Source organism: Pseudomonas sp. P1_F7, assembly GCF_056405655.1.
Map to the genome: position 1 here is coordinate 14,472 of NZ_JBFUBR010000010.1, position 15,117 is coordinate 29,588.

General features: G+C 60.2%; 13 protein-coding genes. 9 read left to right on the forward strand and 4 right to left on the reverse strand.

Translation table 11 applies throughout. The features are described from left to right. Nucleotides 1-22: 22 nt before the first annotated feature. The 9 genes from AC1D1M_RS15460 (at nucleotide 23) to AC1D1M_RS15500 (ending at nucleotide 11,457) form a co-directional block, all read left to right on the forward strand. On the forward strand, nucleotides 23-1,285 hold the full coding sequence (locus AC1D1M_RS15460; protein WP_413426898.1) for an ATP-binding protein: 1,263 nt from the start codon (nucleotides 23-25) through the stop codon (nucleotides 1,283-1,285). Next, nucleotides 1,278-1,838 (forward strand): response regulator transcription factor, encoded by a 561-nt coding sequence (locus tag AC1D1M_RS15465; RefSeq protein ID WP_007981466.1) that lies wholly within the window; start codon nucleotides 1,278-1,280, stop codon nucleotides 1,836-1,838. The genes AC1D1M_RS15460 and AC1D1M_RS15465 overlap by 8 nt, the downstream gene beginning before the upstream one ends. 97 nt (nucleotides 1,839-1,935) lie before the next feature. Beyond that, nucleotides 1,936-3,663, forward strand: coding sequence for an ABC transporter ATP-binding protein/permease (locus tag AC1D1M_RS15470; RefSeq protein ID WP_477776327.1), 1,728 nt, complete (start codon nucleotides 1,936-1,938; stop codon nucleotides 3,661-3,663). A 107-nt stretch (nucleotides 3,664-3,770) separates the two neighbouring features. Then, on the forward strand, nucleotides 3,771-4,520 hold the full coding sequence (locus AC1D1M_RS15475; RefSeq protein WP_414929772.1) for a FadR/GntR family transcriptional regulator: 750 nt from the start codon (nucleotides 3,771-3,773) through the stop codon (nucleotides 4,518-4,520). 384 nt (nucleotides 4,521-4,904) lie between these two features. Next, on the forward strand, nucleotides 4,905-5,816 hold the full coding sequence (kdgD, locus tag AC1D1M_RS15480; protein ID WP_007976489.1) for a 5-dehydro-4-deoxyglucarate dehydratase: 912 nt from the start codon (nucleotides 4,905-4,907) through the stop codon (nucleotides 5,814-5,816). A 61-nt stretch (nucleotides 5,817-5,877) separates the two neighbouring features. Beyond that, complete coding sequence (locus AC1D1M_RS15485; protein ID WP_477776328.1) at nucleotides 5,878-7,323, forward strand: aldehyde dehydrogenase family protein; 1,446 nt, start codon at nucleotides 5,878-5,880, stop codon at nucleotides 7,321-7,323. A gap of 100 nt (nucleotides 7,324-7,423) precedes the next feature. Continuing rightward, entirely contained in the window at nucleotides 7,424-8,791 is a 1,368-nt protein-coding gene (locus AC1D1M_RS15490) for an MFS transporter (protein WP_477776329.1), read from the forward strand. 11 nt (nucleotides 8,792-8,802) lie between these two features. After that, entirely contained in the window at nucleotides 8,803-10,356 is a 1,554-nt protein-coding gene (garD, locus tag AC1D1M_RS15495) for a galactarate dehydratase (RefSeq protein WP_477776330.1), read from the forward strand. Nucleotides 10,357-10,515: 159 nt separating this feature from the next. After that, a complete protein-coding gene (locus AC1D1M_RS15500; protein WP_477776331.1) occupies nucleotides 10,516-11,457 on the forward strand; it encodes an AEC family transporter in 942 nt (313 codons plus the stop codon). On the opposite strand, the gene AC1D1M_RS15505 is transcribed toward AC1D1M_RS15500, so the two are convergent. The 4 genes from AC1D1M_RS15505 to AC1D1M_RS15520 all read right to left on the reverse strand — a co-directional run bounded on the left by AC1D1M_RS15505 (nucleotide 11,454) and on the right by AC1D1M_RS15520 (nucleotide 15,012). Beyond that, a complete protein-coding gene (locus AC1D1M_RS15505; protein ID WP_477776332.1) occupies nucleotides 11,454-12,935 on the reverse strand; it encodes a PhoPQ-activated pathogenicity-related family protein in 1,482 nt (493 codons plus the stop codon). The genes AC1D1M_RS15500 and AC1D1M_RS15505 overlap by 4 nt on opposite strands. Nucleotides 12,936-13,148: 213 nt before the next feature. Next, entirely contained in the window at nucleotides 13,149-13,529 is a 381-nt protein-coding gene (locus tag AC1D1M_RS15510; RefSeq protein WP_046040018.1) for a carboxymuconolactone decarboxylase family protein, read from the reverse strand. Next, nucleotides 13,526-14,587: a calcium/sodium antiporter gene (locus tag AC1D1M_RS15515; RefSeq protein ID WP_477776333.1), complete on the reverse strand. Its 1,062-nt coding sequence runs from the start codon at nucleotides 14,585-14,587 to the stop codon at nucleotides 13,526-13,528. Before AC1D1M_RS15515 ends, AC1D1M_RS15510 begins: the two co-directional genes overlap by 4 nt. Before the next feature lie 50 nt (nucleotides 14,588-14,637). After that, complete coding sequence (locus AC1D1M_RS15520) at nucleotides 14,638-15,012, reverse strand: septal ring lytic transglycosylase RlpA family protein (protein ID WP_477776334.1); 375 nt, start codon at nucleotides 15,010-15,012, stop codon at nucleotides 14,638-14,640. Nucleotides 15,013-15,117: the final 105 nt, after the last annotated feature.

Consider the following 15,117-nt stretch of genomic DNA (forward strand, 5'->3'; position numbering starts at 1 on the left):
CATTCCAATGTGGGAGCGAGCTATGCTCGCCCCCGTTCAAATCACTTCCGCCACTCGCCAGAACCTCTGGCGGCTGACGTTCATCCGCACATTGGTGCTGGCCGCCCAGGCCGGTTCCGTGGGCCTGGCCTACTGGCTCGAATTGCTGCCGCTACCCTGGTTTCAACTGGCCGCGACCCTCGGTTGTTCGATGCTGTTGTGCGTGTTTACGGCGATTCGCCTGCGCACCTCCTGGCCGGTGACCGAGCTCGAATACGCCGTGCAACTGGCCTGCGACCTGTTTATCCACAGCGCCTTGCTGTATTTCTCCGGTGGCTCGACCAACCCCTTCGTCTCCTATTACCTGGTGCCGCTGACCATTGCCGCGGTGACGTTGCCATGGCGTTATTCGGTGATCCTGTCGGGTATCGCGCTGACGATGTACACGCTGTTGCTGGCACAGTTCTACCCGCTGCAAACCTTCCCGATCGCTCGGGAAAACCTGCAGGTGTACGGGATGTGGCTGAGCTTCGCCCTCGCCGCCGCAGTGATCACGTTCTTCGCCGCGCGCATGGCCGAAGAGCTGCGCCGTCAGGAAGAACTGCGTGCCATTCGTCGCGAAGAAGGCCTGCGCGATCAGCAACTGCTGGCCGTCGCCACCCAGGCCGCCGGTGCGGCCCATGAACTGGGCACGCCGCTGGCGACCATGAGCGTGTTGCTAAAGGAAATGCGTCAGGATCACCATGACCCGATGTTGCAGGACGATCTGAGCGTGCTGCAGGATCAGGTCAAACTGTGTAAAGAGACCTTGCAGCATCTGGTGCGCGCCGCCGAGGCCAATCGCCGGTTGGCGGTGGAGATGCAGGACGTCACCGATTGGCTTGATGAAGCCCTCAATCGCTGGCATCTGATGCGCCCGGAGGCCAGTTATCGCTTCCAGCGCCTCGGCCAGGGCGCGGTACCGCGCATGGCGCCGCCGCCGGACTTGACCCAGGCGTTGCTGAATCTGTTGAACAACGCCGCCGATGCCTGCCCCGAAGGGCTGCAAGTGACGCTGGACTGGGATTGGGAAAACCTCACCATCAGCATTCGTGATCATGGCGCCGGTGTGCCGCTGGCCATCGCCGAGCAAATCGGCAAACCGTTTTTTACCACCAAGGGCAAAGGCTTCGGCCTGGGCCTGTTTTTGAGCAAGGCCAGCGTGACACGCGCCGGCGGCTCAGTGAAACTCTACAGTCATGAGGAAGGTGGCACGCTCACCGAGCTGCGCCTGCCCCGTGTCGCCCGAGGAGACGAACATGAGTGAAGAGATCCAAGTCGAAGGCGAAGAACTGCCGCATTTGTTGCTGGTCGATGACGACGCCACATTCACCCGCGTCATGGCCCGCGCCATGGCCCGCCGCGGTTTTCGCGTCAGCACTGCCAGTTCTGCCGAGGAAGGCCTGGAACTGGCCAAGGCCGATCTGCCGGATTATGCCGCCCTGGACCTGAAGATGGACGGCGATTCCGGCCTGGTGCTGCTGCCAAAACTGCTGGAAATGGACCCGGAAATGCGCGTGGTGATCCTCACCGGTTATTCGAGCATTGCCACCGCCGTCGAGGCGATCAAGCGCGGTGCCTGCAACTACCTGTGCAAGCCGGCGGACGCCGACGACGTGCTGGCGGCACTGCTGTCCGAACACGCCGACCTCGACAGCCTGGTGCCGGAAAACCCGATGTCCGTGGACCGCCTGCAGTGGGAGCACATCCAGCGCGTGCTGACCGAGCACGAAGGCAACATCTCCGCCACGGCCCGTGCCCTGGGCATGCACCGCCGCACCCTGCAGCGCAAACTGCAGAAGCGTCCCGTTCGCCGCTGAACCTGCGCTGAACGAATGCGGGCCGTATCTCGCGACAAACCGGACCGATCATCTATGATCGGTTCGTGTGCGTACTTTTCTCTATCGAGCCTTATCCATGAATCAGAACGCTGAGTATTCCGCGGTCAACGACGCCGTGCGCGGGCAGTTTTTTCGCAAAGTGTGGGCGATGATCACGCCTTACTGGCGCAGTGAAGAGAAGGCCAAGGCCTGGACGCTGCTGATCGCGGTGATTGCGCTGTCGCTGATCAGCGTGGGGATCTCGGTGTGGTTCAACACCTGGTACAAGGATTTCTACAACGCCCTGCAAAAGAAGGACGAGGCGGCGTTCTGGCAACTGATCCTGTATTTCTGCGCGATTGCGGCGGTGGCGATCGTCGGCGCGGTGTACCGGCTCTACCTGACGCAGATGCTGACGATCCGCTGGCGGGCGTGGCTCACCGAAAAGCACTTCGCTCGCTGGCTCGCCGACAAGAATTACTACCAGCTGGAGCAGGGCGGTTACACCGATAACCCGGACCAGCGGATTTCCGAAGACCTCAACAACTTCACCTCCAACACCCTTGAACTGGGTATCGGGCTGCTGCGTAATATCGTCAGCCTGGTGTCGTTTTCGATCATCCTGTGGGGCGTGTCGGGCAGCATTGAAGTATTCGGCATCACCATTCCCGGCTACATGTTCTGGTGCGTACTGGTTTATGCGGTGGTCGGCAGCTGGTTGACGCATTTGATTGGTCGTCGCCTGATCGGTCTGAACAACCAACAACAACGCTTCGAAGCCGACCTGCGTTTCTCCATGGTGCGGATTCGCGAGAATGCCGAAAGTATCGCGTTGTACAACGGCGAACCGAACGAAAACCGTCGGTTGAGCAGCCGCTTCGGGATGGTCTGGCACAACTTCTGGGACATCATGAAAGTGTCCAAGCGCCTGACGTTCTTCACCGCCGGTTACAGCCAGGCCGCCATCATCTTCCCCTTCATGGTTGCCGCCCCGCGTTACCTTTCCGGCAAGATCGAACTGGGCGAGCTGATGCAAATCAGCTCGGCATTCGGCAATGTGCAGGAAAGCTTCAGCTGGTTTATCAGTGCGTACCAGAGCCTCGCTTCCTGGCGCGCCACCTGCGATCGTCTGTTGAGCTTCCACCAGGCCATGCGTGACAACGAAGAGCGTGCGCCGGCCATCGACGTACAGAATTCGGGCTCGGTGCTGAAGGTGCACAACCTCGGCCTCGACCTGGCTGAAGGCCGTCACCTGCTGACCAACGCCGACATGACCGTGGAGGAGGGCGACCGTGTGATGCTCAGCGGTCGTTCCGGCAGCGGCAAGTCGACCCTGCTGCGGGCGATGGGGCATCTGTGGCCGGCCGGCCACGGCAGTATTCGCCTGCCAGCGGCGCGCTACCTGTTCCTGCCGCAAAAACCGTATTTGCCGATTGGCACCTTGCGAGATGTTCTCAGTTATCCACAGGCTGGCGATATCTATCCGAACGAACGCTATGTGCAGGTCTTGGAAACCTGTCGCTTGCCGCACCTGATTGCCCGTCTCGACGAAGCCAACCACTGGCAACGCATGCTGTCGCCGGGTGAGCAGCAGCGCCTGGCCTTTGCCCGTGCGCTGCTTTATGCACCGCAATGGCTGTACATGGACGAAGCGACCTCGGCGATGGACGAAGAAGATGAGGCCACGCTGTATCAGGCGTTGATCGATGAGTTGCCGGGGCTGAGTATTGTCAGCGTCGGCCATCGCAGTAGTCTGAAGCGCTTCCATCCACGGCATGTTCGTATCGAGAATGGCCATCTGGTGGACCAGGCCGTGACCGCCTGAACACCGAAGGTCCCTGTAGGAGCTGCCGCAGGGGTGGTGGTGATCGTACAACCGCGTTGCGCTATGATGCGTTTTCAGCCGCCGAATTTTCGAGACAGATGTTCACCATGGAAAACCTGAACGACACACCACGCCTCCCTCGCAAGCGCCGCAGCCTCGCTCAGGAACTGGTGACGGTGCTGTCCGAGCAGATCCGCGACGGTCATCTCAAGCGTGGCGACAAATTGCCCACCGAGTCGGCCATCATGGATGCCCACGGCGTCAGCCGCACGGTGGTGCGTGAAGCGATTTCGCGCTTGCAGGCGGCAGGGCAGGTGGAAACCCGTCATGGCATCGGCACCTTCGTGCTGGACACACCGAGCCCGAGCGGTTTCCGTATTGACCCGGCGACCGTTGTGACCTTGCGTGATGTGCTGGCGATCCTGGAACTGCGCATCAGTCTCGAAGTGGAGTCTGCCGGATTGGCTGCGCAACGCCGCAGTCCGGAACAACTGGCCAACATGCGCGCCGCCCTCGATGCGTTGAATGAAAGCGCCGCTCACGCCAGTGACGCCGTGGCTTCGGACTTCGCCTTCCACCTCGAAATCGCGCTGTCCACCGGCAACCGCTACTTCACCGACATCATGACCCACCTGGGCACCAGCATTATTCCGCGCACACGGCTGAACTCCGCGCGCCTGGCCCATGACGACCAGCAGCACTACATGAGTCGCCTGAGCCGTGAGCACGAAGAAATCTACGACGCCATTGCCCGCCAGGATTCCGATGCAGCCCGTGCGGCGATGCGCCTGCACCTGACCAACAGCCGTGAGCGGTTGCGTCATGCCCATGAAGAGGCTGAGGCGCAGCGGGGGTAAGTAATTTGCCCTTGTCCTCCATCGTCTGAACTACCGCTATCGCGAGCAGGCTCGCTCCTACAGTGGATCTCGCAACACTGAAGATCACTGTAGGAGCGAGCCTGCTCGCGATAGGGCCGTAACCTATAAAACAAATCCAGTAGTTTTCCCGCATCTTCCGACAACGTATCTCTCAAGCGACCGTTTATCACGGTGCTCGCAACTGTCCTTCTTCCGCTGAAACCCGCTAAAAATCAGGCCAACAGCCTTTCTTGTCGAACAATTTTCATCCCCCGGCGATGAAATGCAGTTGACGGTTGTATTTTAAGTTGTACGATGACCTACAACTTCAGCGCGGGCTGAACGGTTTTCTCACACAACGTCGTTATCCAGGGTGTTCGATTAATGAATCCACAAGAACTGAAGTCCATCCTCTCTTCCGGTCTGTTGTCTTTCCCGGTCACCGATTTCAATGCCCAGGGCGACTTCAATCGCGCGGGTTACATCAAGCGTCTCGAATGGCTGGCCCCATACGGCGCCTCGGCACTGTTCGCCGCGGGCGGCACCGGTGAGTTCTTCTCTCTGGCGGCCAGCGAATATTCGGAAATCATCAAGACTGCCGTCGACACCTGTGCCACCAGCGTGCCAATTCTGGCCGGTGTGGGCGGTTCGACCCGCCAGGCCATCGAATACGCACAGGAAGCCGAGCGTCTGGGCGCCAAAGGCCTGCTGCTGCTGCCGCACTACCTGACCGAAGCCAGCCAAGACGGCGTTGCCGCCCACGTTGAAGCCGTGTGCAAATCGGTCAACATCGGCGTGGTGGTCTACAACCGTAACGTCTGCCGCCTGACCGCGCCGCTGCTGGAACGTCTGGCCGAGCGCTGCCCGAACCTGATCGGCTACAAGGATGGCCTGGGTGATATCGAGTTGATGGTGTCGATCCGTCGCCGCCTCGGTGATCGCTTCAGCTACCTGGGTGGCTTGCCGACCGCCGAAGTCTACGCCGCGGCCTACAAGGCCCTGGGCGTACCGGTCTACTCCTCGGCGGTGTTCAACTTCATCCCGAAAACCGCGATGGATTTCTACCACGCGATCGCTCGTGAAGATCACGCCACCGTTGGCAAGATCATCGACGACTTCTTCCTGCCGTACCTGGACATCCGTAACCGCAAGGCCGGTTATGCCGTGAGCATCGTCAAGGCCGGGGCAAAAATTGCCGGCTACGACGCAGGTCCTGTGCGTGCACCGCTGACCGATCTGACCGGCGAGGAGTATGAAATGCTCGCTGCGTTGATCGACAAGCAGGGTGCGCAGTAACACATCCGATTAAGTAAGGCCGCTGAGCAATCAGCGGCCTTTTGCGTGAGGAGATCTCAAAGTGGCAGATGCAAAGCGTTTTGATAACTACATCAACGGCGAATGGGTTGCCGGTGGCGATTACTCGACCAACATCAACCCGTCCGAACTGACCGACGCCATCGGCGACTACGCCAAGGCTGATCTGGTTCAGGTCCACGCCGCCATCGACGCCGCCCGTGCCGCGTTCCCGGCCTGGTCCACTTCCGGCATTCAGGCGCGCCACGATTCCCTGGACAAAGTCGGTACTGAAATCCTCGCCCGTCGCGAAGAGCTCGGCACCCTGCTGGCCCGGGAAGAGGGCAAGACCCTGCCTGAAGCCATCGGCGAAGTGACTCGCGCCGGTAATATCTTCAAGTTCTTCGCCGGTGAATGCCTGCGCCTGTCCGGCGACTACCTGCCGTCGGTGCGTCCGGGCGTCAACGTTGAAGTCACTCGCGAAGCCCTGGGCGTGGTCGGTCTGATTACCCCGTGGAACTTCCCGATCGCCATTCCGGCGTGGAAAATCGCCCCGGCCCTGGCCTACGGCAACTGCGTGGTGCTCAAGCCTGCGGATCTGGTGCCGGGTTGCGCCTGGGCCCTGGCTGAAATCATCTCCCGCGCAGGCTTCCCGGCCGGTGTGTTCAACCTGGTGATGGGCAGCGGTCGTGTGGTTGGCGATGCGTTAGTCCACAGCCCGAAAGTCGACGGTATCAGCTTCACAGGTTCCGTGGGCGTGGGTCGTCAGATCGCCGTCAGCTGTGTATCGCGCCAGGCCAAGGTCCAGTTGGAAATGGGTGGCAAGAACCCGCAGATCATTCTCGACGACGCCGACCTCAAGCAAGCGGTCGAGTTGTCAGTACAGAGCGCGTTCTACTCCACTGGCCAGCGTTGTACCGCTTCCAGCCGCTTTATTGTCACCGCTGGCATCCACGACCAGTTCGTCGAAGCCATGGCCGAGCGCATGAAGTCGATCAAGGTCGGCCATGCATTGAAGGCGGGTACCGATATCGGTCCGGTGGTCTCGCAAGCGCAGCTTGAACAGGACATGAAGTACATCGACATCGGCCAGTCCGAAGGCGCGCGTCTGGTCAGCGGCGGTGGTCTGGTGACCTGCGACACCGAGGGCTACTTCCTCGCGCCGACCCTGTTTGCCGACAGCGAAGCTTCGATGCGCATCAGCCAGGAAGAGATCTTCGGCCCGGTGGCCAACGTGGTGCGCGTGGCCGATTACGAAGCCGCGCTGGCCATGGCCAATGACACCGAGTTCGGTCTGTCGGCGGGCATTGCCACCACCTCGCTGAAATACGCCAACCACTTCAAGCGCCACTCCCAGGCCGGGATGGTGATGGTCAACCTGCCGACCGCCGGTGTGGATTACCACGTTCCGTTCGGTGGGCGTAAAGGTTCATCCTATGGATCACGTGAGCAAGGTCGCTATGCGCAAGAGTTTTACACGGTCGTAAAAACTGCCTACATCGGATCGTAACCCCGCTGCACCCGCGCAAGGTCCTTGCCTAAGGCCTTGCGCGGCACATGACTCTTGAATGTTTTACCCGCATAAAAATAATCAGTGGGAGTACATCTACATGCAATCGACCAAGCCGACTCACGTCCGCTATTTGATCCTGCTCATGCTGTTTCTGGTGACCACGATCAACTACGCCGACCGCGCTACCATCGCAATCGCCGGCTCCAGCCTGCAAAAAGACCTCGGCATCGACGCCGTTACCCTCGGCTACATCTTCTCCGCATTCGGTTGGGCCTACGTGGCCGGGCAAATTCCCGGTGGCTGGCTGCTGGACCGTTTCGGTTCGAAAAAAATCTACGCACTGAGCATCTTCACCTGGTCGCTGTTCACCGTGCTGCAGGGTTATGTCGGCGAGTTCGGCATGTCCACCGCAGTGGTCGCGCTGTTCATGCTGCGCTTTTTGGTGGGCCTGGCCGAAGCGCCATCCTTCCCCGGCAACGCACGCATCGTGGCGGCCTGGTTCCCGACTGCTGAACGCGGCACCGCGTCGGCAATCTTCAACTCCGCGCAGTACTTCGCCACTGTACTGTTCGCACCGCTGATGGGCTGGATCGTCTTCACGTTCGGCTGGCAGCACGTGTTTATCGTCATGGGCGTGATCGGCATTGTGTTCTCGCTGATCTGGCTGAAGGTTATCCACAGCCCGCGCCAACACCCGATGATCAATGACGCCGAGTTCAAGCACATCGCCGACAACGGCGGCATGGTCGACATGGATCAGGACAAGGGTAAAGGCAAAAAGACCGACGGTCCGAAATGGGACTACATCCGCCAGCTGCTGACCAATCGCATGATGCTCGGCGTGTACCTGGGCCAGTACTGCATCAACGGCATCACTTACTTCTTCCTGACCTGGTTCCCGGTGTACCTGGTGCAAGAGCGTGGCATGACCATTCTCAAGGCCGGCTTCATCGCGTCCTTGCCGGCGATCTGCGGCTTCATCGGTGGTGTGCTCGGCGGGGTGATTTCCGATTACCTGCTGCGCAAAGGCCATTCCCTGACCTTCGCCCGCAAGGCGCCGATCATTGCTGGGCTGCTGGTTTCCAGCAGCATCGTGGCGTGCAACTACGTGGACGTTGAATGGATGGTCGTCGGCTTCATGGCCTTGGCATTCTTCGGCAAAGGCGTGGGTGCACTGGGCTGGGCCGTGGTGTCTGACACCTCGCCGAAGCAGATCGCCGGTCTGAGCGGTGGCCTGTTCAACACCTTCGGCAACATTGCTTCGATCACCACCCCGATCGTCATCGGCTACATCATCAGCTCCACCGGTTCGTTCAAATGGGCACTGGTGTTCGTCGGTTGTAACGCGCTGGTCGCGGTGTTCAGCTACCTGGTGATCGTGGGCCCGATCAAGCGCGTCGTGCTCAAAGAGCCACCAGCGAACGGTTCTGAAGCCCCTGGCAAAATGTCTCAAGCGCATTCCTGAGGAGCGGCGTCATGCAGTTGATTGAACATTCCGACTCGCCGCGCTACATCCGCTTGCACGAGCGGGATAACGTAGTGATCGTGGTCAATGATCAGGGTGTACCGGCCGGCACCGAGTTTGCGGACGGCCTGGTCACCGTGGACTTCGTGCCACAGAGCCACAAGGTCACCCTGGTAGACATTCCTGAGGGGGGCCAGGTGATTCGTTACGGCCAGACCATTGGCTACGCCTTGCAGCCGATCCCCCGCGGCAGTTGGGTCAAGGAAGATCAACTGCGCATGCCAACCGCGCCACCGCTGGACAGCCTGCCGCTGTCCACCGATGTGCCGGCCGCGCAGGCACCGCTGGAAGGCTTCACTTTCGAGGGTTATCGCAACGCCGACGGCACCGTCGGCACGCGCAACATTCTCGGCATCACTACCACCGTGCAGTGCGTGACCGGGGTGCTCGATCATGCGGTCAAGCGCATCAAGGACGAGTTGCTGCCCAAGTACCCGCACGTCGATGACGTGGTGGCGCTGACCCACAGCTACGGCTGTGGCGTGGCTATCACTGCGACTGACGCGTACATCCCGATCCGCACCGTGCGCAATCTGGCACGCAACCCGAACCTGGGCGGCGAAGCCCTGGTGATCAGTCTGGGCTGCGAGAAATTGCAGGCCGGGCAGGTGATGCACGACAACGACAGCTCGGTGGATTTGAGCGAGCCATGGCTGTACCGCTTGCAGGACTCCAGTCACGGCTTCACCGAAATGATCGAACAGATCATGGAGCTGGCCGAGACACGCTTGAAGAAGCTCGATCAACGTCGCCGGGAAACCGTGCCGGCGTCCGAGCTGATCCTTGGCATGCAATGCGGCGGCAGTGATGCGTTCTCCGGCATCACCGCCAACCCGGCGCTCGGTTATGCCTCGGACCTGCTGCTGCGGGCCGGTGCGACGGTGATGTTTTCCGAAGTCACCGAAGTGCGCGATGCCATTTATCTGCTGACCTCCCGTGCGGAAAACCAGGACGTCGCCCAGGAACTGGTGCGGGAAATGGACTGGTACGACCGTTACCTGGCCAAGGGCGAGGCGGATCGCAGTGCCAACACCACGCCGGGCAACAAGAAGGGCGGGTTGTCGAACATTGTCGAGAAATCCCTGGGATCGATCGTCAAGTCCGGCAGCAGCGCGATCAATGGCGTGCTTGGCCCTGGCGAGCGTTTCAAGCGCAAAGGCCTGATTTTCTGCGCGACCCCAGCCAGTGACTTTGTCTGCGGAACGTTGCAGCTGGCGGCGGGGATGAACCTGCACGTGTTCACTACCGGTCGCGGCACGCCTTACGGGCTGGCCATGGCGCCGGTGGTGAAGGTCTCGACCCGGACCGAACTGGCGCAACGCTGGCCGGACCTGATCGACATCGACGCCGGGCGCATTGCCACCGGGCGCGCGTCAATCGAGGAGCTGGGCTGGGAGTTGTTCCACTACTACCTGGACGTGGCCAGTGGCAAGAAACAGACCTGGGCCGAGCAGCACAAGCTGCATAACGACATCACCCTGTTCAACCCGGCGCCGATTACCTGATACCGCGTTATCGTTCTTCGCGAGCAAGCTCGCTCCCACATTTGGAATGCATTCCCCTGTGGGAGCGAGCTTGCTCGCGATGGCGGTCGACCAGACGCCAACGTCCTTGGTGGCTTATCATTAGCCCCCTAACGACGCCCACTCCAAGGTCCTCCCGGCATGCTGGCAATTTTCCTCGAAACCCTGAATATCACCGCGCCGGTATTCGCCATGCTGTTTCTCGGGGTGCTGCTCAAACGCATCGACTGGATCAACGACAACTTCATCCACACTGCGTCGGCCCTGGTGTTCAACGTCACCATGCCGGCGTTGCTGTTTCTGGGCATCCTGCATGCCGACCTGCACACGGCGTTGCAGCCGGCGCTGCTGATCTACTTCTCGGTGGCGACGCTGGCGTGTTTTGCCATCGCCTGGGGCTGGGCGATCTGGAAGTGTCCGCGGGAAGACCGGGGGATCTACACCCAGGGCGCCTTTCGCGGTAATAACGGGGTCATCGGCCTGGCGCTGGCGGCAAGCATGTACGGCGACTACGGGATTTCCCTCGGGGCGATCCTGGCGGCGCTGGTGATCCTGTTCTACAACACCCTCTCGACCATCGTGCTGGCGGTGTACAGCCCGGTGATCAAGTCCGATCCGTGGAGCATCTGTAAAAGCGTGTTCAGCAATCCGCTGATCATCAGCGTGATTGCCGCCGCCCCGTTCGCCTATTTCAAGATCGGCTTGCCCGGCTGGCTGGAGACATCCGGCCAGTACCTGGCGCAAACCACGTTGCCACTGGCGCTGATCTGCATCGGCGGCACGCTCTCACTGGCGGCGCTGCGCAAAAGCGGCAACATGGCGTTGAGTTCAAGCCTGGTAAAGATGATCGGCCTGCCGGTACTGGCGACGCTGGGGGCATGGCTATGGGGCTTTCGTGGTGCAGAGTTGGGGATTCTGTTTCTGTACTTCGGTAGCCCGACTGCCGCCGCCAGTTTCGTCATGGCCCGGGCAGCGGACGGCAATCATGAACTGGCGGCGGCGATCATCGTGATCACTACGCTGATGGCTGCGGTCACCACCAACGTCGGGATTTTCTTTTTGCAGTGGGGTGGCTGGATTTAGCGGCTCGGTTCATCGGCCAGGGTTTTGCACACCGGTTCGATCACCGGAGGCGCCTGGGTCGGATAGCGCATCGGTATGACCTGCACTGGTGTGGTCACGACGAAGCCATCGGTAAAGGTCGTTTCGACAAAGGTCGCTTTCCAGCCATTTTCCGGTGTGTCGATCTGCATGTCAGCGTTGAGCGGGTCCGTGAGCCTTACATCTTCAGATTCGTACTGGATGCCACAGGGATACCGAAAGTCTCGGGCGATCGGGTTTACCGCAGTCCACTGAACCACACGCACTGGTGCTTCGGAAAAGTGCAGCCCAATCGTTTGTGGTGAAACGTGTTGATTCAAGCGCATCGAAATGACCGGCAAGTGCTTGCCCTGTTGCCAGCGATTGATGACTGGAATCAGCGAGTTCTCGACGAACCGATTGATGCCGTAGTGGCTCGCATTGGGGGCGACTCGCAAGGCTTTCGGGCCGGGTAGCTGATCGAAAAAAAACTGCGAGTTGTCTGGCAGAAAAAAATCGTCGCTGCTGGCATTGACGATGTACTTCGGGATCGCCAGGCGATCGGCATAGCGGGTTTGCAGGTAACTTAGCGGGTCTTCGATTTTCATCAGGCGTGCGAAGTTTTCAGTCTTGATCTGTTGGGTGATGCTCTCGTGATGGTAGTCAAAAAATGCCAGTGGCCAGTTCTTGCCGTAGCTTTGATAGGTATGTTCAAGCACGTTATCCATGCCCAGCACGTCGATGACAAATGGCACGATGGATTTGATCCGGTCATCGGCAATGGCTGCCAGCCAGACGGTCCAGCCACGTTTTGAGGCGCCGCTGGCAATGAAACGCTCTATCCCCCAGGGCTGCAGTTCCCTTTGCGCGAGGTCCATGGCCTTGACCATCGACACCACCATGGGCAGACGCACCGACATGTACGGGCGCTGGTGCGGGTCTTCGAGAAAGAGTTTCCAGCTGTGGGCGACGCTGGCATCTTCCGTGCGCGCAATGCCGTCGTCGGCATAGGTCAGGTACTGGTTCGGAACGTTGCTGACTGAAATGACAATCGTGCGTGTTTTACGCGCCACTTCAAGTGCCATGGCTTCGGTAAAGTCCGTCGGTTCGTCGGCGTTGTTTTGCCCGGCGTTGGGGGTTCCGTTGTTGGCCACCAGCAGCGATTGGCCGTGCAGGGCATTGTCCGGGATGTAGATGTCCACGGTGTGTTTCCACTGGGCGGGGCTGACCAAACCTTGTGGCGACCATTGCTGGGAGGACAGGTCGAAACTGCGCTTTTCCACACCGGGAAATGGCGTGTTGCCTTTGACGGAATAAACCAGTGGATTGGCGTCTTCGGCTTGCTTGTAGCAAGCAAGTACTTCGCTGAAGTCTTGATTGCTGGCCTCGAAACACGCTTGGGCAGAGGCATGTATCGAACTGCTGACGAGCAGGCTGGATAACATCAATTTCGACAATACGAACCTGGCGTTCAATCGCATGGGAACCTTCCTTGTAAGGCAGGGAGAGGTTCGAGTCCTGGGTACAGCGACGCTGCACCGACCATCCCCCTGGTGGATTTTTGTCGGCGCAGTGTGTCGAAAAGAGGCTTGGGCGAACAGGTTTGGCGGGGCGTCTTTTATTGTCGAAATATGTGGTTGAACCGTTCAACCACAAGCGTTACCGAGGGCGGCGAACCACTCTGGCGATGGTGATCACTCAGGCTTCTGGTAACTATCAATCACTTCCTGCGCCGCGCGGAACGCATCGATCGCCGCCGGCACACCGGCATACACCGCGCAATGCAGCAACGCCTCGCGAATCTCATCCACAGTGCAGCCGTTGTTCAGCGCACCGCGCACGTGACCCTTCAATTCCTGCGGGCACTTCAGTGCAGTCAGGGCGGCAAGAGTGATCAGGCTGCGGGTCTTCAGCGGCAGGCCTTCGCGATTCCACACACCGCCCCAGGCGTGTTCATTGACGAAATCCTGCAGCGGCTGGGTGAATTCGGTGGCATTGCCCAGTGCGCGGTCGACGAAGGCGTCCCCCATCACTTGGCGGCGGACTTCAACGCCGGGTTTTTTATTCTCGGTCATGGGACTTCCTTCTTATGGTGTTGGCGATGCCAGGCGCGTAGCGACGTGAACAGCAAAAACGCCACCAGCGCCGGCAGGACGAAAAACAGCATCAAGTGTTCTAGCTTGCCGGCCAGTGGCATGCCGGTGGTGAACGACACCACGTGCAGCCCATACGCCAGGTACAAACCCAGAAACAGCAGGCCTTCGGCGCGGGTCACCCGGTAGCCGGAGTAGAACACCGGCAGGCACAGCACCGCGACGCCGAGCATCACTGGCAGGTCGAAATCCAGGGCGTTGGGTGACACTGACAGGGGCGACGGCGCCACCAGCGCGGTAAAGCCGAGCACGCCCAGGAGGTTGAACAGGTTGCTGCCAATCACGTTGCCCACGGCGATATCGCGCTCGCCGCGCATTGCCGCTATCAACGAGGTGGCGAGCTCAGGCAGTGAGGTGCTGACGGCGACGATGGTCAGGCCGATGATCCGTTCCGACAGCCCAAGATCGGTAGCAACCGCAACGGCTGCCCCCAGCAACAAGTGCCCGGCGTACACCAGCATCGCCAGTCCGGCGACGATCATCAGCAGGCTGCTCAACCATGGCGCTTGCGCATGATGGTCATGGCTCGATACCGGCCGTCCCGAATGCCGTGACTGGCGCAGCAACAAACCCAGGTAAATCGCCATAGCCGCAAGCAATATCACGCCGTCGGCACGGGTCAGTTCTTCATTCCAGGCGAGTACGAACACCAGCAGGCTGGCGCCGATCATCAACGGAATATCCAGGCGCACCAGTTGCCGGGAAACCCGCAGCGGAATAATCAGCGCGGACAACCCGAGTGTGACGAGGATGTTGAAAATGCTGCTGCCGATCACACTGCCGACCGCGATGTCGGCAGTGTGCGCCAGGGTCGCTTGCAGGCTGACCGCCATCTGCGGCGCGCTGCTGCCGAGGGCGACGATGGTCAGGCCGATGATCAGCGGGCGTATGTGCAACCGCGCGGCAATGCGTACGGCGGCGCGCACCATTAATTCGGCGCCGACAATCAGCAGGACCAATCCGCTGAGCAATTCGATCACGCTGATCAGAGGTAAATCGGCTAATCCGAAAATGGTCGGGGCTCCATCGGTCAGTCGTCGAGAGCTTGTACGCGAACCCGCGCGGTGCCGCTGCGCAGCATGCCCAAGCGCTCGGCGGCTTCCTGGGACAGGTCGATCAGACGGCCACGGGTGTGCGGCCCGCGATCATTGATGCGCACCACACAGGATTTGTCGTTATTCAGATTGGTGACCTTCACCCGTGTACCGAAGGGTAGCTGGCGATGGGCGGCGGTCATGGAATTCTTGTTGAAGCGCTCGCCGTTGGCGGTGCGTTTGCCTTGGTGTTTGGCGCCGTAGTACGAAGCCACGCCGGTTTTGTCGTAGCCATGCGGATCGACGGTGTCGGTGCTGGCGCAACCGGCCAGGAGCGAGAGGAGGGCGCAAAGTCCAAGTAGACGCTTCATTTGAAAGCTTCCGAAAACAAATGTGGGAGCGAGCTCGCTCGCGATTGGCATTCTGACAGTCAACTTTGTGTTGAGTGCCGGACCGCTATCGCGAGCAAGTCGAAT

Excerpts from the sequence above, each read along its gene's own strand:
- AC1D1M_RS15520 (WP_477776334.1), bottom strand. The coding sequence starts at position 15,012 with ATGAAGCGTCTACTTGGACTTTGCGCCCTCCTCTCGCTCCTGGCCGGT.
- AC1D1M_RS15510 (WP_046040018.1), bottom strand. The coding sequence starts at position 13,529 with ATGACCGAGAATAAAAAACCCGGCGTTGAAGTCCGCCGCCAAGTGATG.
- AC1D1M_RS15475 (WP_414929772.1), top strand. The coding sequence starts at position 3,771 with ATGGAAAACCTGAACGACACACCACGCCTCCCTCGCAAGCGCCGCAGC.
- AC1D1M_RS15470 (WP_477776327.1), top strand. The coding sequence starts at position 1,936 with ATGAATCAGAACGCTGAGTATTCCGCGGTCAACGACGCCGTGCGCGGG.
- AC1D1M_RS15505 (WP_477776332.1), bottom strand. The coding sequence starts at position 12,935 with ATGCGATTGAACGCCAGGTTCGTATTGTCGAAATTGATGTTATCCAGC.
- AC1D1M_RS15490 (WP_477776329.1), top strand. The coding sequence starts at position 7,424 with ATGCAATCGACCAAGCCGACTCACGTCCGCTATTTGATCCTGCTCATG.
- garD (WP_477776330.1), top strand. The coding sequence starts at position 8,803 with ATGCAGTTGATTGAACATTCCGACTCGCCGCGCTACATCCGCTTGCAC.
- AC1D1M_RS15465 (WP_007981466.1), top strand. The coding sequence starts at position 1,278 with ATGAGTGAAGAGATCCAAGTCGAAGGCGAAGAACTGCCGCATTTGTTG.
- kdgD (WP_007976489.1), top strand. The coding sequence starts at position 4,905 with ATGAATCCACAAGAACTGAAGTCCATCCTCTCTTCCGGTCTGTTGTCT.
- AC1D1M_RS15460 (WP_413426898.1), top strand. The coding sequence starts at position 23 with ATGCTCGCCCCCGTTCAAATCACTTCCGCCACTCGCCAGAACCTCTGG.
- AC1D1M_RS15500 (WP_477776331.1), top strand. The coding sequence starts at position 10,516 with ATGCTGGCAATTTTCCTCGAAACCCTGAATATCACCGCGCCGGTATTC.